Source organism: Weizmannia sp. FSL W8-0676 (assembly GCF_038593015.1).
GTDB classification, from domain to species: domain Bacteria; phylum Bacillota; class Bacilli; order Bacillales; family Bacillaceae_C; genus Weizmannia; species Weizmannia coagulans.
Genome location: NZ_CP151954.1, coordinates 3,224,851 through 3,250,046 on the forward strand (window position 1 = coordinate 3,224,851; position 25,196 = coordinate 3,250,046).

Genomic DNA, 25,196 nt, shown 5'->3' on the forward strand with positions numbered 1-25,196 from the left:
CCCTATTTAAGAGATTCAATTAAATATTCTAAAAAAAAACAAAAAACTGTGTTGACAAAAAAAACAGTCTTGCTATAAAATATAATTCATTGAAAGGGGGGAACAATATTTCAAAATGGTTTAAGATGTTTGTTTTTGTATTAGTAGTGTTTGTATTAATATTCGGATCTATTGGACTTATTAGCATTAAAATCTCTAAAAAAAACTATCAGAAAGGAAGGGAACATCAAAATAGTACAAATTGTATACAACCCTTTAAGAATGCAAAACAAGTTGACGATCTTACCCTGCTTAAAAGAAATGCTAATAAACAAATAACTCCATGGGGTGTAAAGGCAACAATAAAAAGAGGATTGAATATTAAAAATGGAGTTAAAGTCGCAATTCTTGACAGCGGAATTAAAAAAAATCATCCTGATCTACAAAATGTAGTTATAAAAGAATTTGATGCAATTAATTCGATAAGTTCAAGCAAAACTGAAGATGTTTTGGGACATGGAACAGCTGTTGCCGGAATAATTGCTGCACAAGATAATAGTATCGGTGTAATTGGGGTAAATCCTGACTCTATATTATATTCTGTTAAAGTTTTAGACGAAAAAGGCAAAGGGACATTGGAATCAGTAGTAAAAGGAATAAATTGGTGTATTGAACAACATGTCAATATTATTAACATTAGTTTTGGCTTTAAGGCGGATTCTGATATGTTACGAAAAACTGTAAATAAAGCTATAAATTCCGGAATAATTGTAGTTGCTGCTGCTGGAAATAACTATATTGGGAATGCCGATTTTCCCGCAAGATATAAAAATGTTATTTCAGTAGGTTCTCTCGATCAGAATTACAATTTACTTAACTTTTCATTGAAAGGTAAAGTGGATGTCGTAGCACCAGGAAAGGATATATTAAGTACCAATATTCACAATTCCTATTCTTTATATAACGGCACCTCTATGTCTGCGGCTTTTGTAACAGGATTGTTTTCACTATTAATTGGTAGCGGCTACGATATGACATCCCATGCGAAGGTTATGACAACTATTAAAAAGAAAAGCATATCAATTAAAAAGCTTCAATGTAAATCAAAGTATGACTACAGGATGTTAATTTATTAAGGGGTGAGAAAAATGAGGAGTCTACGTTTCATTAGTTGCATTATTGTAGTAATAATTTTCTTGAGTCTTTTACCTCAAAAAGCAACATTTGCCGATAACTCCATAAATATGAATGAAATAAATTCTAAGAACATTGAAAAGTCACTTGAAGAACAAGGTATAGATAGCAGTCAAGTAAAAGTATCTGATACTGCCAATTCAATCACATTAAAAGTAAGCACAGACATTAATAGCGAGAGTGCAGAGCGCAATAATATCGACTTTGGTGAAAACTCGTCAAAAGATATAGAAGATAGTACTGGAAATTCTGAGTATAATAATGCTACATTAGAAAGTGATATATCTGAGAAAAATTTTGATTTTACTGATGATACTTCTAATAACATAACAGAAATACAAGATGATGTCGATAAAGCAACAGTAACTGCAGAGTTGGATAAAGATACAAACAAAGTTACTTTAACTTCCAAGGAAACAGAACATGGTGGCAATACCTTAACAAAGAAATATGCTGTTGAAATAGAAGATGCTTATGGTGACAAAATTAAAGCAGTATTTATCGACTTAGATACAGATAAAAAATATTACTTTGATAATAATGTTGCCGAAGCATCGTTTGCATTTTTAATTCCGATAGGAGTTGAAATAGGTGAAGTATTACTTTCACATTTGTTAGCTGCTTCTTTAGCAGTAACCATATCTGGAGCTACATATATTGCATACTCCGAGTTTATAAAAAAGAGAAACAAAAACTATCATTATTTTAAAGCGTACCTTGATAAGAAAAAAGGCTTATTTATTGGTGATGGAATTTCCCGATCAAAAGCGGTGAGCAGGTTGAAAAGCCATGATAATACTTGGTCCGACAGTAAAGAGCGTGCTAAATCTATTGCAAAGAGCGCCAGCCCTATAGGAAAAGTTACTGCGGCAGAGAAAGATTCGAATGGCAAGAACAAATTTTATCATTATCATCCAGTTACTGGGTATAAACATGGAAAAAGCATACGTCTAGCAGGTGCCCATTCTTTTTTCGGTGCCCCTAGTTAAATGAGTTGAGGAGTGGTAAGTTTGATATATATAGACAAAAATCCCAAAAATAAGGTATATAAAGATTTAATCGATTTTGCATTTGAAAGATGTGATATATTTCATTTGGTGATTCGAAAAGAATTTGGTCCACTGAATGATTACGATCCTGTATTAAATGAATTGCATCCTTTTCTAAAAGAAAAGAAAGAAACATCTAAATGGGCAGGGACTGAGTTGGATGGTGAAACGGCGTATGTATATTATTATTCCGCAAATGAACTGTCAAAGGATAAAATTCTAAAGTTTTCTAAATCCCTGTTCGGATGGGAACAGCCAATACTCCCTGAGGATCTTTCTTTTTACAAATCGGAGAATCCATGGCTGGTGAGTATTGCACATGAACAAATGGCTTATATATTGACCGATGACCAGTATGAAATGGATCGTTTAAGAAAAATAAAAGGCCTTCGCATAAGTTTCGAAGAGGACGGAGAGTAAAGCATCTGCCTTTTAAAAGGTGGTGTTATTCCAAGGAAAGATGACTTGAGGATTTGTATGATGGCTCCTTTTTCCAGAGGGCAATCATCGCTCAACAGGTTATCGGGAAAAGAACTTTCTAAACAGCCAACACCAGTCCGATAAAGCGCCGGGAAAGGGGGCACCATGGCGATAGAAAACTTGGCACATCCCGCGGTTCAAAAGCCGGCAAATGCAAAATAAGAATTGACAAACCCGGCTGGAACTGCCATAATAGCAAGGACAAAAGATGAATGAATGCCTTTAAAACAGTCCCGTGAGGCTGGCAAGGTTCCGGATAAATGTGCACTTCCATGCACCTTGCTTTCATTCGGGCAAGGTGCTTTCTTTTTGCCAAAAGGGCACTTCCTGGAAAACCCCTGCCTCGCATTTTACCAATCCATTGAGGGGGAGAAATATGGAACAGCATGAAATTCAAGTCAACCAAAAACTGCCATTTCTCAAAAGCCTGCCGCTAAGTTTTCAGCATTTGTTTGCCATGTTCGGTTCGACCGTTCTCGTTCCTGTCCTGTTTAAAGTCGATCCTGCGACCATTTTATTCATGAACGGGATCGGGACGCTGCTTTATATCCTGATAACAAAAGGAAAAATCCCGGCTTATCTCGGGTCCAGCTTTGCTTTCATCTCGCCGGTATTTGCCGTTCTTGCAAAACATGCGGGCCTTACCGGATACAGTTACGCATTGGGCGGATTCCTTGCAGTCGGCATTATTCTTGTCATCATTGCGCTTATCGTTAAAATTGCCGGCACGGGCTGGATTGAGGTTGTCTTTCCGCCTGCTGCAATGGGCGCGATCGTAGCCGTTATCGGGCTCCAGCTTGTCCCGACCGCTGCCCAGATGGCAGGCCTTGTCCAGTCGGGTGCTTCCGTGAAACACTGGAGCCCGGACCCGCAGACCATCACGGTTTCCTTATTAACACTTGCCATTACAGTAGTCTGCTGGGTCACCCTGCGCGGCTTTCTTAAAATCATTCCGATCTTAATCGGGATCATTTGCGGCTACTTGATTTCCCTGGCATTCGGGATTGTCGACCTCAAACCCGTCCAGGAGGCAGCCTGGATTTCATTGCCAACGTACTATCCAATCAAACTGAACTGGTCCGACATCATGATGATTGCGCCGGCAGCGCTCGTCATCATTCCGGAACATATCGGCCACTTAATCGTTACAGGCAATATTGTCAAAAAAGATTTAACCAAGGACCCCGGGCTTGACCGGTCTTTGCTCGGAAACGGAATTTCCACAATTATATCCAGTTTTGTCGGTGCCACGCCAAATACGACGTACGGCGAAAATATCGGTGTGCTCGCAATTACGCGTGTCTACTCAACATGGGTGATCGGCGGCGCTGCGGTCCTCGCCATTATCCTTTCCTTCTGCGGAAAATTGGCGGCGCTCATTTCATCGATTCCGCAGCCGGTTATGGGCGGCATCTCTCTACTCTTGTTCGGCGTCATTGCGGCAAGCGGCCTGCGGATGCTGGTCGAACAAAAAGTGGATTACGGAAAATCACAAAATTTGATTCTGACCTGCCTTGTTCTCGCTGTTGGCTTAAGCGGCGCAACGATCAATATCGGCACCGCCTCATTAAGCGGGATGGGGCTTGCAACAGTCGTTGCCATTATCGTAAGCCTGTTCTTTAAACTGCTGAACGTGCTCTATTTGGAAAACGAATAAATAAGGGGCGCCCCAAAAGCCGGAAACTGGCGGATGGGGCGCCCCCTTCTGTGTATTGGACGGGGTGCGCGAGAGCCCGCATACCATTTGCCCGGCCCGCTTTTCCGATAGCTTATAGCAGCCACAAACACCACTCCAAAATATGAAAAAACCTTTGTTTAAAAGAAAAAGCCCGGTTTCCCATACGGATACCGGGCTTATTTTTGATTATCGAATCAAGTTTGTTTTAGCCAAATCAATTAATTCATTGGCACGGCCGTTTAATACGGCTTTCAGCATCCACAGCGTAAAGCCGTGTGCTTGTTCATACGTAATTTTAGGCGGCAGGGACAATTCCTGGCGGTTTACGGCAACATCAATCACGGCCGGGCCGTCATGTTCAAATGATTCACGGAGTGCCCCTTCCAGATCAGCCGGGTCTTCCACACGGATCCCCTTCATGCCCATCGCTTCGGCAATGGCTGCATAGTTCGGGCTGTCAAGGCCTGTTCCGGTTTCCGGATAGCCGGCTGCTTTCATTTCCAGTTCAACAAAGCTTAATGCCGTGTTGTTAAAGACAACGACTTTAACCGGAAGTTTATGCTGGCGGAGCGTTAACATGTCACCCATCAGCATCGACAGGCCGCCGTCCCCGCTGAGCGAAATAACTTGCTTACCAGGTTGTGCAACAGCCGCGCCGATCGCTTGTGGAAGCGCATTGGCCATCGTACCGTGGTTAAATGAACCGAGCAGGCGGCGTTTGCCGTTCATTTGCACATAACGTGCTGCCCACAACGTTGGTGTACCCACATCGCAAGTGAAGATAGCATCTTCATCTGCCAGATCACTGACCAGCTTTGTCAAATATTGCGGGTGGATCGGTTTGCGTCCAGGTTTGCCAACAGCCAATTCATCGAGATCTTCTCTTACTTTTTGATAAGCTTTGACATGTTTTTCAAGATGCTTGCTGTTGTCTTTTTCCTGAATCATTGGAAGCAAAGCTTCAACTGTATCTTTTACATCTCCGACAACGCCGAGTGTCAGCGGGGTCCGGCGTCCCAAATGTTCGGAACGGATGTCAACCTGCAACACTTTTGCGTTTTTCGGATAGAATTGGCGGTACGGGAAGTCTGTACCGAGCATCAGCAGCGTATCGCATTCCATCATGGCGTCATAGCCGGAAGAATATCCAATCAAGCCTGTCAACCCTGCAAAGTAAGGATTATCGTATTCCAAAAACTCCTTACCGCGCAGTGCAACGACCATTGGCGATTTCAATTTATTGCACAGTTCCATAATTTCGTCATGGGCACCCTGGCAACCCGCACCGCAAAGCAGCGTCACTTTTTTCCCTTCGTTTAAGTAAGAAGCAAGCTGTGTTAAATCTTCTTCCGACGGTTTCACGACCGGTTTGGCAACGTGGACCGGCACTTGCGGCACTGCTACGTTGTCATCCAGGCCTGCAACATCGCCAGGCAAAACAAGAACGGAAACGCCTTGGTTTGCGACCGCCTGTTGCATCGCCATATTTACCATTAAAGGCATTTGTTCCGGGCGTTGTACTGTTTCAATAAAATGCGCACAGTCTTTGAAAATCAATTCAGGCCGTGTTTGTTGGAAATACTCGCTACCGATTTCACTGCTCGGAATATGGGCGGCAATCGCCAATACCGGCACACGCGAACGGTTGCAGTCATACAGCCCATTGATAAGGTGCAAGTTTCCAGGGCCGCTGCTGCCTGCGCAAACCGCAATGCTGTTATTTAAGGTAGCCTCTGCGCCGGCTGCAAAAGCGGCCACTTCTTCATGGCGCACGCCGACCCATTCAATCCGCCCGGAACGCCGGATGGAGTCGAGCACTGCATTTAAAGAGTCCCCGACGATCCCATAAATTCTTTTTACACCTGCATTTAATAATGAATCAATCAGCAAATCCGCTATCGTTTTTGCCATTTGTCAATCCCCTTCTTTTCCATTTATTTTTCGTTAATATCCCCTAAATGCCGACTTTTAATCTCCTAATTCCTTTATTCGCATTGCGGCAAACCTGGCCAATGATCCCTTCTTTCTTCGCTGTTCTTGCACCTTTCGGCATTCGGTATACAAACTGTTATAGTAAAAAATGAATCTGTACTATATTTGTTCATAAAAAGTTCACATTTATATATTAAACCTATATATGTGATGAAAACAAGGTTTTTGCATGAAAAAAATTATAAAATGCTTGATTTGCACAAAACTGTATTAGTCCATATGCAAAAGATATTAATACACATTTTTAAAGCGGTTGCATTTTTTCGCTGCCGTAAAACCGACAAACCCTTTTTCATGCAATTTGCGTTATGATGGTATTGATGGATGATGAAAGGAATGAAGAATATGAAACGTTATACAATTGACCAGCTGGCACAAATGATTGACCATACCAATTTAAAACCGTTCGCGGATCAAGCGGCAATGGAATCACTTTGCAGGGAGGCGCAGCAGTTCCATTTTAAAATGGTGGCGATTAACTCCGTCCAAACTACCCTTTGCAGACACTTGCTGGAAGGTACAGATATCCATGTCGGCGCAGCCATTTCTTTCCCGCTCGGGCAGACCACGCTTGAAACCAAAGTGTTCGAAACACAAGATGCGATCGAAGACGGGGCAGACGAAATTGACTATGTCGTGAATCTGTCCGAAGTAAAAAATAAGAACTACCGTTATATCGAAAAAGAGATGGAAACCATTACGGACATTTGCAGGGAAGAAGGTGTCATTTCAAAAGTGATCTTTGAAAACTGCTATTTGGAAAAAGATGAAATCGAAGCGCTGGCCCGGATTGCCAGAAAGGTGAAGCCCGATTTTATTAAGACTTCTACCGGGTTCGGAACAGGCGGAGCCACAATAGAAGATGTCCGGTTTATGAAAGAAATTGTCGGGGACGATGTAAAAGTGAAAGCTGCAGGCGGTATACGCGACGCCGAAACGTTCCTTGCGATGATCAAAGCAGGCGCCGAACGGATCGGCACAAGTTCCGGCGTACAAATCATGGCCAGTCTGCAGACAAAAGCAACAGATGGCCTGATAACGATCGATTAAAGAAAATCCCCGTGCCTAAGCCGCCTTGGCCTGTTTCCGGCCCTGGCGGCAGCACGATTTTTTGCTTTTGAATGACGTTATGGCAATCCCCGATGAAGGCGTCTGAGCAATTTTTGGTTTTTTAACAGATTCATTGAGGAACTTTTCCTGTATATGCCGGTTGTGTCGTACGGCAATACTTCTTTCGATAATTGATGATCCGGCCATTCGTTTTCAGAACCGCCATACCGGTATATTTTTTCCCTCTCTTTAGATTGCTCCTTATAAAAGGAATGTAGTCCAACTAAAATCGCCTCTTATTTTAAAAGCATGTAGCGGCAAAATCTCATGTTCTTCTAAATAAATTTGTACTATCAATAGAATTCCAAAGATCAATAGATGTTCAAGTATTTTTCATAAAACCGTTGCCTGCGTCCGGTTTCCAACTGCATCATACGTATAGCTGTTTGTCGTGCCGTCCGGCAATACTTCTTTCGTTAACTAGGGCTTTCCAAAATGCTATATCCCCTGAAACTGTAAGCAGTCAGACAATTAAAGGTCGTTGATTTATTCCACTAAAGAAAAAAGACGTTTGTATGAACATTATGACAAATGTAAAAAGAAATTGTGAGTTTTTGATTTTAATGGGGTAAATTTATTTATTATAAGTATCTAAATTTTTCCATTTTGGTCGGGTTTCAATAGATTAAGCTACTCATTCCTGTGGTAAATATTGTAAAACGGAAAAGGATGATTTTTTTGAAAAAAAAGAGCCATGAAAGCCACTCCTTTGTTAAGATATAAGTACCACCAAATATCCAGGGAGTGATTTCATGACTATTTCTATTCTAACACAAACCAGAGACTTTTCAATACAACAAAATTTGATTCCCCACAATTGGCAAGACTATGCCGATATACCATTTGTCATTCCAGCCATGTGTTTCCCATGGGAGATTTTTAAGCCGATTGAACGAGAATACTACACCCTTTTATATTTGCACCTAAAAAATGAAAGAGCACATGATCCTTCTAATGAAATACAACCGGCACTATTTTCAATAACGGAGGAAGAAGACAAGTCTGCGTCTTCATTATTTCATCTCCCTTCCACTGGGAGAAAAACGCATCCTTTCATGCCCTTTTTTCGTGCTTTTGAACTGGCCTCTTTACAGTATATTGAAGTGATGGTGGAGAGTGTCTATTTGGGGCTTGCTGAACGAATCAAATTTGGTCAGATACAAGCCAAATTCCGATTATCAAAATATAAAATAGTGTTGTGTAAAAATTTCAAAAAAAGAACCCTGAGCTTGCGCTCCAGATTCAGTATGAGGAATTGAAGGGCTACTACTGTTTCGCTGGTCTCCTGAAGGCGTGCTCGAATAAGGCCCAGCCCATACTTGCGCTTGCCTTCGCCAAATTTGCCTTCAACGGCATTACGTTCAGAGGCATCCTGCCTTGCGACGCGTTCCAAGGTTTTGTCTTCCGTTCTGGATGGGCGTCCTAACCTTGGCCCACTCAGACGAATGCCAAGAGATTTGCAGTATGCCAGATTATTACGGTTTCGGTAAATTTTATCTGCCAAGATCGCTTCCGGATAAAATCCGAACCGGTTGTAGTAGTTTTCAACAGATTCCTTGAGAGTGGTCCCTTCATTGTAATTTTCCCAGTCGAGGTGCTCAATCAAGGCATAACCATCTACGACACTGATGGCGACTTTTGAACCGAACTCCACGTTCGCTTTTGCCTTGCCGCGCACAATTGGACGGACATGTGGCTGGGAAATGCTTACAATCCGGTGGTCAACCCGGTGTGTTTTCTTTTTGTACATTTCTGCCTGTTGGCGGTAAAGTTCATGAATCACGAGAAGTTGCCTGTATTCATCTTTGCTTAAAAGAGACAGAGAGCTTTGGGAAACAAGATTTTTAATGATCTCCAGATCTCGTTTCACATATCCGAGCTGTTTGCCTACAGCTTTCCGGATTTTCCGGGCGCCAGCTTTACGTTGCTTAGCGACAGAAAGATAGTCCTTGCGGGCTCTTTTTCTGTAGGTCCGTGGCTTACGTAATTTCCCTTTGTGTGGTTCATGCAGGACATCAATGATATGTTCCAATTTCTCACGGGCTTCGTTCAACAACCCGAGGTCTGTAGGGTAAGCAATATCAGCCGGTGCACAGGTTGCGTCCAAAATGAGCTTTCCTCTGTTCTTCGTTTTGGGAGAAGCCGATTCAGTTGAATGCTTTTCTGAATCGGAACCGGAAGGCTGAAGATCGCCACGATCATGATCATGATCATTACGATCTTCATCATCATGATCTTCATCGTCGTGATCCTGATCATCATTGTTGTCGTTTTCCTTAGATGCTTCTTCCAATTGGCGTTTTTGTTCTTCCAGAACGATCCATTCATTCAGTTCGTTGATGATATTTGCGCCCAAACGTTTTCTAAAACGAGTCATCAGAGAATGGTCGAATGGGGCTTTTTCCTGGAATTCAGGCAAGCCGATAAAATACTGAAGATACGGGTTTTCTGTGATCTGTTCGACTGTTTCCCGGTCAGACAGCCCAAGCCGTTCTTTGATATAAAGAGCCCCAAGAGCGATTCTGACAGAATAAGCCTTTTCGCCTTTGAATTTCTTCTTGAAGGACTTGGCATACTTTTCTTCGGCCATCCACCAAGGAATCATTTCAGCAAGACGGACCCAGCGATTTTCTTTATTTAATTTCCCACCGAATGGTAGAAAAAAATCATCTACAAAAGTTAATTGATGTTCGGTCTTTTTGTACATCGTAACAGCCTCCAAGTGCAAGGTTTTTTACGTGTTTCCTTTGAAATCCTTACACTTTATATTCGACAAAAGTAGCCAAAATCCTTGTCAAATCTGGAATTTTTGCTTATTCAGCAAGCCCTATTTGCAAGTGAAATCAAACCCGCTATTTGCCACCATGTGTGGATTTACGGAGAAAATTCCGAGCTACCGTTCCTTTGCTCGTTTTGATCAAATCATGACAACAAATGGTCTTTGGGAAAAAGCCCGGCTATTGGTTGTTGAATATAATAAAGGGGAAGGCGTGGTTGAAACGAATGAGGAAGCAGCCGCCGTGGATACATCGCATATAGAGGCAGAAGCAACCTTGAATAAAACAAGGAAGACGTGTTCTTGTGAGGGTGATTGCGATTGCCCCAAAGTCCTTACGGACGACAATGTAGGGGTAATGCGTAAAAGTAATGCAGTTTCCTATATTGCGCATAAATTATCAATGGTATGCGGGGTGAGATCCGGTTTGCCTTTGACGCGGGAAGTATTTAAAGGAAATACACCCGATGGGAAAACATTAGAACCGACATTGGAAACGTTTAAGACAGAGCACCCCGAGATGGCTGAGCAGTTGAGCTTTATCCTGGCAGATGGAATCTACCAAACGCCGGAAAATCAAAAAGTGACAAAGGATGTATTACAGGCGAAATTGGTGGCACCGATCAATCCACGGAACCGTAAAGATAAACCAACTACCGCCCGGGGGATTGAAAAAATCAACCGGTACGGCACTCCCATCTGTATCAGTGGACATAAAATGGAACTTAGAGGATCTGATCGGGCAAAGGGGCAATATATTTACACTTGTCCTGTATTTCATCCAAATGGGAGCCCCCCGAAGATTCGGGGGGTTGGGGGGCTTATTTACACTTGTCCTGTATTTCATCCAAATGCCAAGCAAGAAGGTCTCACCTGCCCGCTAGCGAATCACGCGGAATGTTGTAATGGGGCAGCACAAGGAAGAGTATTTAGGATAGACTTTGATCAAACGCCTCAAGTAGATGTCGAGTTGCCGCAACATGGTCGCACATTTGAAGTGTTATATAGTGCCAGGACGATCATCGAAAGAATCTTTGGCGTTCTAAAAGACGGATACAGTCTCCGTCGTGTTCACAAGCGTGGGAAACAGGCAGTTGAAGCTCATGTAGATCGATGCATGATATCTATGCATATCATGGCAAATATGGCGTACTATCAGACTGGAAAGGCCAATTGTGGATGGACACGCAATCGACTGCAAAGAGCAAATTAAGTTATTCACAGGTGGATATGTGAATAAGTAAAATGAGCGTTTCCTTTCCACAAAGGGTAGTGAAAAAAACCCATTTTGTGAAGGCGGGATACGTATGCCCTTTTTTTGAAGGAAAATGACCGTTTTACTTCTATTGAATTGAAAATCTGGATGAAAAGGCAAAAAAATCGGGATAATTAATTTTCCAGAGCCTCGCTCAAGGGTATATTTTTATTTTGGCAGAGGCTCTTTCTTTACTTTCTTATCAATCGTTAGGAGTGCCTTGAACCCCCTCATATTAATTGTGATGATCGAAATTAGAATTAGTAAAGTACCGGAAATGGCAGTTACGAATATGGACCCCCAAAATTTGGAAAGTAGTCCCGAAATTACTATCCCTAGTAGCAATCCAGTATTAGACGACATCTGTAAAATAGCCATTGCTCTACCTCTATAAATATCTGGCGTTAGACCAAGAAACAAACTGCTTATTGGGATACTGAGGAACGCATTAATCAATCCGATTATGGAGACCCAAACATATAAAGACGGAATAGTATAAACGTGAGAAAACTGGTGTAAAGGAACAATCAAAATCATCCATACACCCATTAAGGCTGTTGAAAAAAAGAGGAGATGACCCGGCTTGAAATGTCTTAACAAAAATGGGCCCATTGCAGCACCTATGAATGCACCTGCACCTACCATAGCCTCAATCATGCCATAATGAAAACTGGAAACATCGAACACCTGCAGCAATAACGAAGTAGATGTAGTGTTAAAAATACCCACAGCAAACATAAGTTGCATGATCAAAGCAATGAGAAATGTAAGTGGTGCCAATTCAAAAACTGTTTTTATCCCCTCTTTTGCAGCGCTCCATATTGATGGATTTGGACGATGATTTTCGCTGAATGTTTGTTTATATTTAATCAATTTGACGGTGATACCTGTAAAAAGTGCTGATAACAAGAAAGTTACAACATCAATCATGAGTATATTGGAGGGAGATGCAAGAACAAGCAATATCCCTGCTATACCTGGTCCGGCAATTTGCATAATTGAATTAATGCTTTGAGAAATACTTAAAGCTTCTGTAATATGCTGTTCCCCAACTAAATGAGGAATAAATGAAGATCTGGCTGGATAATTAATTGAATTTCCAATACCAGAGAGGAAAACTAAAACAATTAATAACCAAATAAAATGTGTTGAGAAAACCATGGCTAGCATAACAAGGGCCCGATATAAATCAGTTCCGATCATTAGATAATGTTTAGGAAATCTGTCTGCTATTGTTCCAGTAAAAAATCCAAATAAAAGCATAGGACCATATTGTGCAAAAAGAACAAGACCAATTAAAAAAGGATCTTCCGACATAGTTCCAATAATATACAAAATAATAGTAGTAGTTACTCCGTCACCAAAGCGTGAAATAAATTGGCCTAAAAAAAAATAGAAGGAGGATTGCTGTTTAAGTAATATCAAAACTATACTCACCACCCGTTTTAACTATTTTTAAAAACAGTTAAGTTGATGTGATATTTTTCACCTTCTTTTTCTTGATTTAAATCTTTTTGGTTTACATCCTTTAAGAGCGAATATATTTCTTTTAACAATATCTTCAGCTTTTCAATTTCTTCCCTATTTAGATAATAATCTCCCGTAACTTGATTCATATCAGAAACATCGACGATCTTCTGTTCCGCCAATACTTGTACTGATCTGTTTAAAGATATCATCATACTTTCCTTTAATCCTGCACTGAGCGTTGCATTATTTTTATTTATATATGGAGTTACCTTCTCAAGAGAAATAACCTTTGCAACTGTACGATAAAATTTTTGGATAATACCGTTTTTTTCCTCCGTTCTATCAACTTTAATAAGCCCAACTTTTTCGAGTTCAGTTAAATGATATCTTACTTTTGACGGAGATAAATGTAATTGATCGGCGAGCATTTTCCCCGTTTTGGGTACTTCGTCTATTTCCCATAAAATTTTTACCTTAAAGGGATCACTTAAGGCTTTTAATTGATTTAGATTATTTACATAGAAAACATTGTCCATACATAAACACATCCTAAACGTATTATTTTTACAATATGTAATTATACATTAATACGTATTAGAATGAAAAAAACGAAACTTTTTAAAAAGTCATGTGCAGAAAAAATTAGAGCACATGACCTTTTTACACTTAAATCAGTCAGGAATAATGATAATAACAACGCCTCTTTGTTCAAGTTGTTTTTCCAGCATTATTCTCACCTCCTTTAATTATTTAGTACAAATTAAAATAATACTAGGAGACTCTATTGAATATTTACTTTCACTAAAATCACCAAAAACATTCTCAATATTAAATCCTACTTGTTTTAAATAACTTGCAATCTCGCTTAAGCTGTATAATCTTAGTTTGAGATTATATTTAGTGACTTTGTTGTCTATAATTCTAGTCTGATTAATACTTAATGAACTGCTTTGTAAATCCAAAGTCCTCCTTTCTAAAGAAAACCCTATTTGTTCGTTTCCAAACCAAACTAAGGGATTGAAATTTTTAATTAAATACTCTCTATTTGCAAGATGAAGGAGAAGCTTTCCGTTTGAATTTAAGCAAGAATACATACACTCTAACATTTTAAAATTTTCATCATCGTTTAAATATCCAATTGATGTTTCCATATTAAGTAAACATTGTATTTTTGTTCTGATTTAAAGTATCTCCCATCTGCTAAAAAAGTTGTTACTTCACCACTGGTTTTTTGATTTATAAGTTTGAGATAATCTTCATTAATATCAAGGCCATGCACACTATAACCATCTCTCCATAATCTCACCTGAATCCGTGACGAAATTTCCGCTTAAAGGCAAACAAATCGCATAAAATTTAGTATAATTGGTATATCAGACAAATTAAATTCATTCCACATTCAGGTGATCTCATGAAAAAGTTTGTGATAGAACCCACAAAAGAACGAATTGTTGCCCAAGCTGGCTTAGCGATAGTAGGAAATTTACTAAATCAAACGAATTTAGTTTCCAGGTTGAATGCCTATAAACTCCCTGATATCTCCCGGTATCCGGCTTGTTCCAATGGCGATGTGGCTAAATCTTATATCGGCTTGCTTTGCCAGGGAAAAAGTGATTATGACAATATTGAAACCTTCCGTGATGATGCTTTTTTTGCACTGGCTTTGGATATCCAGAGGGTTCCTTCCAGCCCGACTCTCAGGCAACGATTGGACCAGGCCGCCTTGGTGGAAAAATGGAAAACGATCTTGCACGAAGAATCGCTGGATCTGATTCGCCATACAAATGCGGAAATCAGCCCGGTTTACGCCAAAGACAAGCCGTATATCCCGGTTGATCTGGATGTCTCCCCTTTCGATAACTCCAAGACAAAAAAGGAAGGGGTAGAAAGAACCTATAAAGGCTGTGACGGTTATGCCCCTATGTTCGCTTACATGGGACAGGAAGGTTACTGCCTGCATGTTGAGATGCGAAAGGGAAGTGTCCACTGCCAAAAAGGTACACCAAATTTCATCCAGGAAACCATTCAATCTGCCCGGAAACTAACAGATCAGCCATTGCTTTTCAGGCTTGATTCCGGAAATGACAGCCGGGATAATCTCATTATTCTCCTAGAAAACCATGCAAGCTTTATTATCAAACGCAATCCCCGTAAGGAAAAAGCTGAGGACTGGCTGTACATTGCCCGAAAATATGGGATCTGTTGTGAAGAACGGGAAGGAAAGAAGGTTTACCTTGGATCCATCCCCGAAACCATTCAAATTAAGGACCAGGAGCGAAGCATCCGAAAAGTTTTTAAAGTGACCGAAAGAACCATCTCAAGAGACGGACAAATTTTTTTAATTCCCGAGTATGAATTTGAAACCTACTGGACGGACCTTGAAGTGCCGCCTCATGTGGTGATCTCTCTTTATCATAACCATGGCACTTGCGAACAGTTCCATAGTGAAATTAAATCAGAACTGGATCTCGAACGGCTGCCGTCAGGCAAATATGAAACGAATGGCCTTGTGCTCCATTTCGGTGTATTTGCGTATAACCTGCTTCGCTTGATTGGACAAGAAAGCTTGAAAAAACAAGATACGCCATTGAAAAAGAAAACAACAAGAAGAAGAATCCGAACCGTCATCCAGAATATGATCACACTGGCCTCAAAGCTGGTTTTCCGTGGCCGGCAATGGAAATTAAAAGTCGCGGAGACCAACAAATGGTTACCGGTCTTTACTCGTTTGTATCAAGCCTTTTACTAAACATCCCGATCAATAGACTACTAGGAAAAAAGAAATAAAAAAACGAAAACTTGCAAAAAATGGAAATTTGCAGGTTTATTTAGCTTGCACAAAAACGAATGAAACAGGGAAATTTTTACATACTGAATCACTAAAAGTGCATTTATCGAATAGTCGGACACCACTATATCCTTACTCTTGGGAAATCTACCTATTAACGGCGTTTGTTATATTTTCGTCACGGATTCAGGTCTCAATAAATGTCTGCCATGCCCACAACAAAAATCAAGAATATGAGGATTCTCTATCTCATTTAAAAGATTCCTTTTTAAAAATCTAATTTGGTCATCTACTTCTCTGTCTAGTAGTTGAGAATAAACTTGTTGATACGTAGAGTCAAAAAAATTTTTATCGCCATCAGAAAATGGAATTGGATAGTCGTTAGTACGTTTAACTTTTGTTATCAAAAAAATCACCCCGTATTATTTTTTTAACACGTTCAAAATTATTAATATGATAATATCATTCTTACCGGTAAGCGTCAACAAAATTTTTAAAAAAATTTAACACTTACCTGAATCCGTGACGAAATTTCCGCTTAAAGGCAAACAAATCGCATAAAATTTAGTATAATTGGTATATCAGACAAATTAAATTCATTCCACATTCAGGTGATCTCATGAAAAAGTTTGTGATAGAACCCACAAAAGAACGAATTGTTGCCCAAGCTGGCTTAGCGATAGTAGGAAATTTACTAAATCAAACGAATTTAGTTTCCAGGTTGAATGCCTATAAACTCCCTGATATCTCCCGGTATCCGGCTTGTTCCAATGGCGATGTGGCTAAATCTTATATCGGCTTGCTTTGCCAGGGAAAAAGTGATTATGACAATATTGAAACCTTCCGTGATGATGCTTTTTTTGCACTGGCTTTGGATATCCAGAGGGTTCCTTCCAGCCCGACTCTCAGGCAACGATTGGACCAGGCCGCCTTGGTGGAAAAATGGAAAACGATCTTGCACGAAGAATCGCTGGATCTGATTCGCCATACAAATGCGGAAATCAGCCCGGTTTACGCCAAAGACAAGCCGTATATCCCGGTTGATCTGGATGTCTCCCCTTTCGATAACTCCAAGACAAAAAAGGAAGGGGTAGAAAGAACCTATAAAGGCTGTGACGGTTATGCCCCTATGTTCGCTTACATGGGACAGGAAGGTTACTGCCTGCATGTTGAGATGCGAAAGGGAAGTGTCCACTGCCAAAAAGGTACACCAAATTTCATCCAGGAAACCATTCAATCTGCCCGGAAACTAACAGATCAGCCATTGCTTTTCAGGCTTGATTCCGGAAATGACAGCCGGGATAATCTCATTATTCTCCTAGAAAACCATGCAAGCTTTATTATCAAACGCAATCCCCGTAAGGAAAAAGCTGAGGACTGGCTGTATATTGCCCGAAAATATGGGATCTGTTGTGAAGAACGGGAAGGAAAGAAGGTTTACCTTGGATCCATCCCCGAAACCATTCAAATTAAGGACCAGGAGCGAAGCATCCGAAAAGTTTTTAAAGTGACCGAAAGAACCATCTCAAGAGACGGACAAATTTTTTTAATTCCCGAGTATGAATTTGAAACCTACTGGACGGACCTTGAAGTGCCGCCTCATGTGGTGATCTCTCTTTATCATAACCATGGCACTTGCGAACAGTTCCATAGTGAAATTAAATCAGAACTGGATCTCGAACGGCTGCCGTCAGGCAAATATGAAACGAATGGCCTTGTGCTCCATTTCGGTGTATTTGCGTATAACCTGCTTCGCTTGATTGGGCAAGAAAGCTTGAAAAAACAAGATACGCCATTGAAAAAGAAAACAACAAGAAGAAGAATCCGAACCGTCATCCAGAATATGATCACACTGGCCTCAAAACTGGTTTTCCGTGGCCGGCAATGGAAATTAAAAGTCGCGGAGACCAACAAATGGTTACCGGTCTTTACTCGTTTGTATCAAGCCTTTTACTAAACATCCCGATCAATAGACTACTAGGAAAAAAGAAATAAAAAAACGAAAACTTGCAAAAAATGGAAATTTGCAGATTTATTTGGCGTGCACAAAAACGAATGAAACAGGGAAATTTTTACATACTGAATCACTAAAAGTGCATTTATCGAATAGTCGGACACCACTATATCCTTACTCTTGGGAAATCTACCTATTAACGGCGTTTGTTATATTTTCGTCACGGATTCAGGTATCAGATAAAGTTGTACTTGCTCAGCAAATTTGAATATCATATTCCATTTCGTGTATTTTCAAAGACACTAAAAGATTATTTTAATCATATGTCCTTCTATTTTCTTTCTTTAATAGCAGTATTACCATTTGGAAAATGATGCAAATTACCTACATAAAAATATTTACAAATTTAGTCTTTTCTGTTAATATAAGAATTGATCCGGATCACACCAAAATATTAGGAGGGTAATTTTCATGCAGAGTCCATCTCTTGATAGCTTGTTGTCTGAGATTGCTAATGAAGTAACTGAAGAGGAAGTATCTCAAGCACAATCAAACCTCTTAGAAGCACAGTCAGACGATACTGTAAGAATGGTTTGGAGGATGTATGCAGTGGATCCTTTCGAAGAGAAATCAGAACCCCCTTATGTCGATAATAAATAATTGTTAATTGTAACAGCCCGCATATAATCAATTGATTTATGCGGGTATTTCTCAATTTACACTTTTAATTTCCAAGAAAGAAGGGGATTATATGCTTTTTTTAAGAGGAGAAAAATCAGTTTTACAAACGGTTAATGTTTTGACGAAACCATATCAAAATAACAGCATCCTCACATCATTTGAATCGTTAAAAATCTCCTATAATAAATTAATTACTGAAATTCAACCTTGGGTGCCTCATTCCAAAGAAATAAACACCGAGTTTATTACAGATCTAAGAACTATAAAGAAGTTAATGGAAGTGTTTAGTACCGAATCCCTTGCTGATGACACCTTTTACGACATGGAACAGTCTAGACAATCACAGTCTGCTGGTATTCTAGGTAGAACAAAAAACTCTATTTTAACCCTTGGAGAAAGGCACCCTGGTTTTTCATGGGTTTTTAATTTAGTTATGAATTCAGTGTTTAATGTTTCTTCCAAAATTGCTTCAGGTGGTACTACAAGTGCAGCTGTTGGGGTCTTATTTATTGACCCACGAAGTCATTATACAGATGAAGATATGTACGAATTATTAGTACATGAGCTTGGCCATACGTTACTATTTCTCCACGAATGGCGATTTGGATTATTTAATGACGTAAACAGACTGACCGACCCTCAAACATTTGCATTGTCAGCCATCAGAAACCAGGTGCGACCTTTCGATAAAGCAATTCATAGTGTACTGGTTGCAATAGAAGTTTTGCTTTTAAGAGAACGCGTATTAGGACATTATAAAAAAAGATCTTTACATCCGCCTACTAATGAGTTGATACCAATGGTCAACAATTCTATCAAATCCATTTCAGAAACCGATAAAAGAGAAAACATGCTTACTGATTTTGGCAAAGATCTTTTGGCTGAATGTAGGTTAATTATGGAGAACTACAATAAGGGGGAAGTAAGGGGGAAGTGAAAAATGTGGTCTCTAGTCGGAGTTAACAATGTTTTCAAAACGCTTTGTACTCTAACACATGGGCAATTAGAGAATAAAGAAACAGTTACCATTCAGATATTAAAAAAAGCAATTACAGATTACCTTATTAAACACAATCCTCATATAACTTATAGCAACTCCTTAAAACCATGTATTATACAATCAGGCCACCAATTGATAGAAATAATAAAAATACTCGATTTAGAAAAGGAAATAAGGTCACATAATGAAAATAATTTAGAGGCTGTAAATAAATCTAATCTAAATAAATTAAATGCTGCTATGAAAAGCATGCAACAGTTAAACGATATATATTCATTGTTCTTTTTGTCGGTTGACACCATAGCCTTAACATCTAACATAAAATTCGCTGGTTCTGCTACTACTCCTGAAGCTATAGGAGTGGTTTGGATTCAACCCGATGAACATTGGAGTATGTTTGACGTTTTAGAATCCTTAGTTCACGAGTTAACCCATAATTTACTTGGTTTTGATAACCTAGTAAACAAACATTACGACAAACCTTCAGAAATTATGAATCCAAACACATGGGTACCTTCTGCTATCAGAAATCAACCTAGACCCGTTAACGGAGTAGCCCATAGTATTATTGTTGGAATCGAATTACTAAATTTAAGAAACAGATTAAATTATGACGATAGCGAAGTAAGTGTACATGGTAATTCTAAAGAACTAATAACCAAGACAAAAAATGCAATTGATAGTTTCAAATCACAAAGGGATAGTTGGCAGATTCTAAGCAATAGGATGCAGCACTTGTTAAACTTAGCTGATGAATCATTAAAACATTTTGCATATGGGAGGATTCAAGATGAAATATTCCCATCAAGAACCTAAAGTGTTACCGCATATCACCATCATAGGTGCAGGCGTTAGAGGACGAAAACAATTAACCTTAGAAAGCATTAAAATTATCAGAGAATCATCTTATGTTCTTTATTTTCCCATTGAAGATAAATTACATGATTGGTTAACAAATAGTATTGGAGTTAAAAATGCGGAAAGTTTGTCTGATTTGTACAAAAACGGGGCTCAAGACCTAGAGAATTACAAACGAATAGTTAGTAAAATTATAGAAGTAAGTTCTAAGTTTAAAGATGTTGCGGTACTTGTTCCAGGTCATCCCTATATAGGTGTATCTTGGATAAAAAGCTTAAACAAAATGGCAATGGAAAATTTAATACACTTGAATGTTATTGAAGGTATTTCTAGCTTTGATACGATGATTAGCGATTTAAAGATCGACCCTTTAGACCACGGAGCTACAATTATAGATGCAAACCGTTTATTGTTATTCCAGCTTAAAATCGAGCCTAAAATTGATCTGTATATTTACCATATTTGTTCTGTGGGTAACTCCAGAACGGATTACGAAGATCTTTCTAAAAACAATCATCTTGAAAAGTTACAAAAATACCTCATCCAGTTTTATCCTTTAAATCATAACGTAGTCCTAATTGGTTGTAACTCAAACTCAAATAAAAGCCTAATCAAATCATGTAAACTAAATGAATTGAATAATCTTCACAGTTATATTTCGGTGGCAACCAGCTTGTTCGTTCCAGGATTAGGTTTCACAAAAGACGACATAGATAAAGAGTTTTACAACCTTGTACAAAGTACCGTATAAAGAAAGCTATGCTACCTCTTATATTATAGATAATTGTTTTGTTGAGGTGATGCAAAATAATAACAAAACCCATAAATAATAAAGATGTCGAGAATGTCTGTCAAGCCATTTATGAAAACCAAGTAATTTCCTGTTTAAAGAATGCACAAAAATTAGTATTAGAGATGGCAAAACGTAAAGAGGCCGGATACTGTCCTTTTTTGCCTACAGCACTAGTTAAAAATGGAGTATGGTATGAAATAGTGGAACAGTACTCCATAGAAAACCTCAGTGCATTTATTGAAGAAAAAATATATGAATTTAAACAGTTACCTCCAGTAAATTCCGATAGAAAATACAAAACTTTGATATTAATATTTCCAAATATCCCTTTCCGTCCAGCCCAAGAAATGCTAGATGCAGTGCAAGAAGAATTGAAGCACTTTATTATTCACCATAAAATCGTAATTGGTGGATTTTCTTCCAATAATGAGCATAATACATTACATTTTATCCTTCGTTACTTAATTGAACAAGATTTATCTTTCTTATTAAAGACTAAGTCTTTAACCGACAAAGTGAATTACTTACAGAGTTATTTGAAGACATTCAAAACAACCCTTACCAATAAACAATACGAATTGGCAACCTATGAACTAAACAAAGCAAAAAAATACCAAACTAATAAAGTTTAGTTTGGTATTTTTATTTGAATTATAAGGTTGATTTGACTGGGTCAAGATATTTTTGTCTCATATAAGCCCAAACACTTGAAACCAAAAGAAGAAGCGATGAGATAACGAAAACTGACCTCACTCCAAATAATTCAGAAAACATTCCGAATATCAATGCAAAAACTCCGAACAGACCAGTAAAAATCACATCTCTAGCAGAAAACACTTTCGGAAGAATATCTTGAGGAGTACTGGACTGAATTAGTGAAAGTTGAGCAATTTCCTGAATTTGAGTCGGTACTCCTACTAATAGGGAAAATCCTAAGGCCCAAAAAGGACTTAAAGGAAACCCAAATAATAAAGTAAATAAGGCTGTCAAAAGAGAACCATAGATAATTAAATATCGTTTTCTCTCTTTATAAAACCTTTCTAATTTAAAGCTGATAACTCCACCTAACAATAGTCCGGCAAAGAAAGCGGAATTAATATATCCCCACCATGCTTCTCCCTTGTGCAAAATTTCATCAACATAAACGTAAAGAATAGCTGCTATCCATACAGCCCCTGTTATTGAATTTATTGCATCCATTACAGAAACCGTCAACAGGGTAGGTGTATTCCAAATGTATTTCCACCCCTCTTTTAAAGAATGCCATAATTTTGTTTTATTACCTTGGCTGCTTTGTACTTTTTGAGTATATTTAACAAATAGCATCATAAAACTCGATATAAAAAATAGGAAACAAGTAGCTGTTATTAAATATTTACCACTTAAGGCAGCAACAATGATCGCCCCAACCGGCCATCCACCGAGTTGAACTGTTCGGTCAGTTATTGAAAGTAAACTATTTGCCTTAACTAATTTTTCCTCTCCTACTATTACAGGAATCATGGAATTTCGTGCAGGTGTCTGCCAACCGTCCAGAAATGCAATAATGCTAACAAAAGGGATTATAAATGCTAGAGTGTTTAACCCCTTAGAAAAATGCATTCCTATCAGTAGAAATACCAATAAAAACGCTTTCCCAAATGAAGAACCAACAATAATTTGTTTTAGATAAACCTTGTCAAGTATCCATGGTGCTATTAATCCACCAATAAATCTTGAGAATGTTATGACAAACGGGATAAGGGATACCACAAAAACCGAATCCGAAACCACATATAAATAACTGATAATCCCAACAATATAAAAAATATCGCCAGCATTGGATACCGTTTGGCCGATCCACAAAAACAAAAAGGAACGGAAATTATTCAATTCATTCACTCCTTTAAAATTAATCTCATTATAACGAAGAATAATTTAAAAAGAGTTTACATTGGACCTCATCCCTTCAAATTTTTTTCTTCATATTTCTTGTTTTATTCAAAACATAAAAAATATATACCAGGATACAGCGTTTTTACTATTCAAAAAAATTTAGTTTAAATCAACCTTAAAATTTTAAATGTATTTTAAGCATCACTCAACTCTATTATTCACGATTAAAATTTTTTTGCAAATTCTAGTGATTTAATTTCCAAGTTATTGAACCAAATTGGTTTCACATACTATCCATTACTATTCTAATAGGAGATCTATATGCCGGATATTTTTTAGCTTTATTCATGGGACAATTTACTTGGTCATTGATCTCCTTTATGAGATTTATCATGTATTTAGGGCTTGCTGAACGAATCAAATTTGGTCAGATACAAGCCAAATTCCGATTATCAAAATATAAAATAGTGTTGTGTAAAAATTTCAAAAAAAGAACCCTGAGCTTGCGCTCCAGATTCAGTATGAGGAATTGAAGGGCTACTACTGTTTCGCTGGTCTCCTGAAGGCGTGCTCGAATAAGGCCCAGCCCATACTTGCGCTTGCCTTCGCCAAATTTGCCTTCAACGGCATTACGTTCAGAGGCATCCTGCCTTGCGACGCGTTCCAAGGTTTTGTCTTCCGTTCTGGATGGGCGTCCTAACCTTGGCCCACTCAGACGAATGCCAAGAGATTTGCAGTATGCCAGATTATTACGGTTTCGGTAAATTTTATCTGCCAAGATCGCTTCCGGATAAAATCCGAACCGGTTGTAGTAGTTTTCAACAGATTCCTTGAGAGTGGTCCCTTCATTGTAATTTTCCCAGTCGAGGTGCTCAATCAAGGCATAACCATCTACGACACTGATGGCGACTTTTGAACCGAACTCCACGTTCGCTTTTGCCTTGCCGCGCACAATTGGACGGACATGTGGCTGGGAAATGCTTACAATCCGGTGGTCAACCCGGTGTGTTTTCTTTTTGTACATTTCTGCCTGTTGGCGGTAAAGTTCATGAATCACGAGAAGTTGCCTGTATTCATCTTTGCTTAAAAGAGACAGAGAGCTTTGGGAAACAAGATTTTTAATGATCTCCAGATCTCGTTTCACATATCCGAGCTGTTTGCCTACAGCTTTCCGGATTTTCCGGGCGCCAGCTTTACGTTGCTTAGCGACAGAAAGATAGTCCTTGCGGGCTCTTTTTCTGTAGGTCCGTGGCTTACGTAATTTCCCTTTGTGTGGTTCATGCAGGACATCAATGATATGTTCCAATTTCTCACGGGCTTCGTTCAACAACCCGAGGTCTGTAGGGTAAGCAATATCAGCCGGTGCACAGGTTGCGTCCAAAATGAGCTTTCCTCTGTTCTTCGTTTTGGGAGAAGCCGATTCAGTTGAATGCTTTTCTGAATCGGAACCGGAAGGCTGAAGATCGCCACGATCATGATCATGATCATTACGATCTTCATCATCATGATCTTCATCGTCGTGATCCTGATCATCATTGTTGTCGTTTTCCTTAGATGCTTCTTCCAATTGGCGTTTTTGTTCTTCCAGAACGATCCATTCATTCAGTTCGTTGATGATATTTGCGCCCAAACGTTTTCTAAAACGAGTCATCAGAGAATGGTCGAATGGGGCTTTTTCCTGGAATTCAGGCAAGCCGATAAAATACTGAAGATACGGGTTTTCTGTGATCTGTTCGACTGTTTCCCGGTCAGACAGCCCAAGCCGTTCTTTGATATAAAGAGCCCCAAGAGCGATTCTGACAGAATAAGCCTTTTCGCCTTTGAATTTCTTCTTGAAGGACTTGGCATACTTTTCTTCGGCCATCCACCAAGGAATCATTTCAGCAAGACGGACCCAGCGATTTTCTTTATTTCATTTCCCACCGAATGGTAGAAAAAAATCATCTACAAAAGTTAATTGATGTTCGGTCTTTTTGTACATCGTAACAGCCTCCAAGTGCAAGGTTTTTTACGTGTTTCCTTTGAAATCCTTACACTTTATATTCGACAAAAGTAGCCAAAATCCTTGTCAAATCTGGAATTTTTGCTTATTCAGCAAGCCCTAATTGGTTATTCTGGTCATACGTGTAACTTGTATCGCCTTTTGCCGTTGTTTCTTTTGTGATATTGGCTGATCCGTCGTACTGATAAGCAAACTGGGCAGCTGCTGTTGTGCTGCTTCCTTTGAAATACTGGAACTTTGGATATTGTTTGCGGTATCCAAA

At 39.2% G+C, this 25,196-nt stretch carries 20 protein-coding genes and 1 pseudogene; 14 read left to right on the top strand and 7 right to left on the bottom strand.

All coding sequences use genetic code 11. The features are described from left to right. Positions 1–125 precede the first annotated feature (125 nt). The 4 genes from NST20_RS15820 to uraA all read left to right on the top strand — a co-directional run bounded on the left by NST20_RS15820 (position 126) and on the right by uraA (position 4,359). A complete protein-coding gene (locus tag NST20_RS15820; protein WP_019720300.1) occupies positions 126–1,115 on the top strand; it encodes a S8 family peptidase in 990 nt (329 codons plus the stop codon). Positions 1,116–1,127: 12 nt separating this feature from the next. After that, on the top strand, positions 1,128–2,162 hold the full coding sequence (locus NST20_RS15825; protein WP_019720301.1) for an SAR2788 family putative toxin: 1,035 nt from the start codon (positions 1,128–1,130) through the stop codon (positions 2,160–2,162). Between the two features lie 21 nt (positions 2,163–2,183). Continuing rightward, positions 2,184–2,642 (top strand): hypothetical protein, encoded by a 459-nt coding sequence (locus NST20_RS15830; protein ID WP_019720302.1) that lies wholly within the window; start codon positions 2,184–2,186, stop codon positions 2,640–2,642. Between the two features lie 436 nt (positions 2,643–3,078). Next, positions 3,079–4,359, top strand: a complete 1,281-nt coding sequence (gene uraA / locus NST20_RS15835) for a uracil permease (RefSeq protein WP_342399804.1) — start codon at positions 3,079–3,081, stop codon at positions 4,357–4,359. A gap of 207 nt (positions 4,360–4,566) precedes the next feature. On the opposite strand, the gene poxB is transcribed toward uraA, so the two are convergent. Further along, on the bottom strand, positions 4,567–6,291 hold the full coding sequence (poxB, locus tag NST20_RS15840) for a ubiquinone-dependent pyruvate dehydrogenase (protein ID WP_342399805.1): 1,725 nt from the start codon (positions 6,289–6,291) through the stop codon (positions 4,567–4,569). Positions 6,292–6,717: 426 nt separating this feature from the next. On the opposite strand from poxB, the gene deoC reads away from it, so the two are divergent. Together deoC and NST20_RS15850 are read left to right on the top strand one after the other, a co-directional pair. Continuing rightward, complete coding sequence (deoC, locus tag NST20_RS15845; protein ID WP_342400435.1) at positions 6,718–7,422, top strand: deoxyribose-phosphate aldolase; 705 nt, start codon at positions 6,718–6,720, stop codon at positions 7,420–7,422. 812 nt (positions 7,423–8,234) lie between these two features. Next, the gene (locus NST20_RS15850; RefSeq protein WP_342399806.1) at positions 8,235–8,741 is read left to right on the top strand and encodes a hypothetical protein; all 507 of its coding nucleotides are present in this window, start codon (positions 8,235–8,237) and stop codon (positions 8,739–8,741) included. On the opposite strand, the gene NST20_RS15855 is transcribed toward NST20_RS15850, so the two are convergent. Further along, the gene (locus NST20_RS15855; protein ID WP_342399807.1) at positions 8,636–10,189 is read right to left on the bottom strand and encodes an IS5 family transposase; all 1,554 of its coding nucleotides are present in this window, start codon (positions 10,187–10,189) and stop codon (positions 8,636–8,638) included. The genes NST20_RS15850 and NST20_RS15855 overlap by 106 nt on opposite strands. A 130-nt stretch (positions 10,190–10,319) precedes the next feature. On the opposite strand from NST20_RS15855, the gene NST20_RS15860 reads away from it, so the two are divergent. Then, entirely contained in the window at positions 10,320–11,471 is a 1,152-nt protein-coding gene (locus NST20_RS15860) for a transposase (RefSeq protein ID WP_342400436.1), read from the top strand. Between the two features lie 210 nt (positions 11,472–11,681). On the opposite strand, the gene NST20_RS15865 is transcribed toward NST20_RS15860, so the two are convergent. The 3 genes from NST20_RS15865 to NST20_RS15875 all read right to left on the bottom strand — a co-directional run bounded on the left by NST20_RS15865 (position 11,682) and on the right by NST20_RS15875 (position 14,134). Beyond that, positions 11,682–12,938, bottom strand: a complete 1,257-nt coding sequence (locus NST20_RS15865; protein WP_340703133.1) for an MFS transporter — start codon at positions 12,936–12,938, stop codon at positions 11,682–11,684. Between the two features lie 20 nt (positions 12,939–12,958). Then, a complete protein-coding gene (locus NST20_RS15870) occupies positions 12,959–13,519 on the bottom strand; it encodes a helix-turn-helix domain-containing protein (RefSeq protein WP_340703134.1) in 561 nt (186 codons plus the stop codon). Positions 13,520–13,729: 210 nt separating this feature from the next. Next, positions 13,730–14,134, bottom strand: a complete 405-nt coding sequence (locus NST20_RS15875; RefSeq protein WP_342399808.1) for a hypothetical protein — start codon at positions 14,132–14,134, stop codon at positions 13,730–13,732. Between the two features lie 260 nt (positions 14,135–14,394). Between NST20_RS15875 and NST20_RS15880 the strand changes: the two genes are divergently transcribed. The 7 genes from NST20_RS15880 to NST20_RS15910 all read left to right on the top strand — a co-directional run bounded on the left by NST20_RS15880 (position 14,395) and on the right by NST20_RS15910 (position 21,689). After that, the gene (locus NST20_RS15880; RefSeq protein ID WP_081355869.1) at positions 14,395–15,732 is read left to right on the top strand and encodes an IS1380 family transposase; all 1,338 of its coding nucleotides are present in this window, start codon (positions 14,395–14,397) and stop codon (positions 15,730–15,732) included. A 658-nt stretch (positions 15,733–16,390) separates the two neighbouring features. Continuing rightward, positions 16,391–17,728 carry an IS1380 family transposase gene (locus tag NST20_RS15885; protein ID WP_081355869.1) on the top strand — a complete coding sequence of 446 codons (1,338 nt, stop codon included), beginning with the start codon at positions 16,391–16,393 and terminating at the stop codon, positions 17,726–17,728. Between the two features lie 468 nt (positions 17,729–18,196). Then, positions 18,197–18,385: a hypothetical protein gene (locus tag NST20_RS15890; RefSeq protein ID WP_328196800.1), complete on the top strand. Its 189-nt coding sequence runs from the start codon at positions 18,197–18,199 to the stop codon at positions 18,383–18,385. 91 nt (positions 18,386–18,476) lie between these two features. Further along, complete coding sequence (locus tag NST20_RS15895) at positions 18,477–19,343, top strand: HEXXH motif-containing putative peptide modification protein (RefSeq protein ID WP_328196801.1); 867 nt, start codon at positions 18,477–18,479, stop codon at positions 19,341–19,343. Positions 19,344–19,346: 3 nt separating this feature from the next. Continuing rightward, positions 19,347–20,222: an HEXXH motif-containing putative peptide modification protein gene (locus NST20_RS15900; protein ID WP_328196802.1), complete on the top strand. Its 876-nt coding sequence runs from the start codon at positions 19,347–19,349 to the stop codon at positions 20,220–20,222. Further along, complete coding sequence (locus NST20_RS15905) at positions 20,197–21,015, top strand: SAM-dependent methyltransferase (RefSeq protein ID WP_328196803.1); 819 nt, start codon at positions 20,197–20,199, stop codon at positions 21,013–21,015. The genes NST20_RS15900 and NST20_RS15905 overlap by 26 nt, the downstream gene beginning before the upstream one ends. A 164-nt stretch (positions 21,016–21,179) precedes the next feature. After that, on the top strand, positions 21,180–21,689 hold the full coding sequence (locus tag NST20_RS15910; protein WP_328196804.1) for a DUF6875 domain-containing protein: 510 nt from the start codon (positions 21,180–21,182) through the stop codon (positions 21,687–21,689). Positions 21,690–21,708: 19 nt separating this feature from the next. Here the strand turns inward: NST20_RS15910 and NST20_RS15915 are convergent, their stop codons facing one another. Further along, positions 21,709–22,929 carry an MFS transporter gene (locus tag NST20_RS15915; RefSeq protein WP_328196805.1) on the bottom strand — a complete coding sequence of 407 codons (1,221 nt, stop codon included), beginning with the start codon at positions 22,927–22,929 and terminating at the stop codon, positions 21,709–21,711. A gap of 430 nt (positions 22,930–23,359) precedes the next feature. Further along, positions 23,360–24,913: pseudogene (locus NST20_RS15920) on the bottom strand (IS5 family transposase). Between the last annotated feature and the right edge of the window lie 283 nt (positions 24,914–25,196).

Excerpts from the sequence above, each read along its gene's own strand:
- NST20_RS15855 (WP_342399807.1), bottom strand. The coding sequence starts at position 10,189 with ATGTACAAAAAGACCGAACATCAATTAACTTTTGTAGATGATTTTTTT.
- deoC (WP_342400435.1), top strand. The coding sequence starts at position 6,718 with ATGAAACGTTATACAATTGACCAGCTGGCACAAATGATTGACCATACC.
- NST20_RS15820 (WP_019720300.1), top strand. The coding sequence starts at position 126 with ATGTTTGTTTTTGTATTAGTAGTGTTTGTATTAATATTCGGATCTATT.
- NST20_RS15910 (WP_328196804.1), top strand. The coding sequence starts at position 21,180 with ATGGCAAAACGTAAAGAGGCCGGATACTGTCCTTTTTTGCCTACAGCA.
- NST20_RS15900 (WP_328196802.1), top strand. The coding sequence starts at position 19,347 with ATGTGGTCTCTAGTCGGAGTTAACAATGTTTTCAAAACGCTTTGTACT.
- NST20_RS15895 (WP_328196801.1), top strand. The coding sequence starts at position 18,477 with ATGCTTTTTTTAAGAGGAGAAAAATCAGTTTTACAAACGGTTAATGTT.
- NST20_RS15885 (WP_081355869.1), top strand. The coding sequence starts at position 16,391 with ATGAAAAAGTTTGTGATAGAACCCACAAAAGAACGAATTGTTGCCCAA.
- NST20_RS15875 (WP_342399808.1), bottom strand. The coding sequence starts at position 14,134 with ATGGAAACATCAATTGGATATTTAAACGATGATGAAAATTTTAAAATG.
- uraA (WP_342399804.1), top strand. The coding sequence starts at position 3,079 with ATGGAACAGCATGAAATTCAAGTCAACCAAAAACTGCCATTTCTCAAA.
- NST20_RS15905 (WP_328196803.1), top strand. The coding sequence starts at position 20,197 with ATGAAATATTCCCATCAAGAACCTAAAGTGTTACCGCATATCACCATC.
- NST20_RS15825 (WP_019720301.1), top strand. The coding sequence starts at position 1,128 with ATGAGGAGTCTACGTTTCATTAGTTGCATTATTGTAGTAATAATTTTC.
- NST20_RS15870 (WP_340703134.1), bottom strand. The coding sequence starts at position 13,519 with ATGGACAATGTTTTCTATGTAAATAATCTAAATCAATTAAAAGCCTTA.
- poxB (WP_342399805.1), bottom strand. The coding sequence starts at position 6,291 with ATGGCAAAAACGATAGCGGATTTGCTGATTGATTCATTATTAAATGCA.
- NST20_RS15880 (WP_081355869.1), top strand. The coding sequence starts at position 14,395 with ATGAAAAAGTTTGTGATAGAACCCACAAAAGAACGAATTGTTGCCCAA.
- NST20_RS15890 (WP_328196800.1), top strand. The coding sequence starts at position 18,197 with ATGCAGAGTCCATCTCTTGATAGCTTGTTGTCTGAGATTGCTAATGAA.
- NST20_RS15850 (WP_342399806.1), top strand. The coding sequence starts at position 8,235 with ATGACTATTTCTATTCTAACACAAACCAGAGACTTTTCAATACAACAA.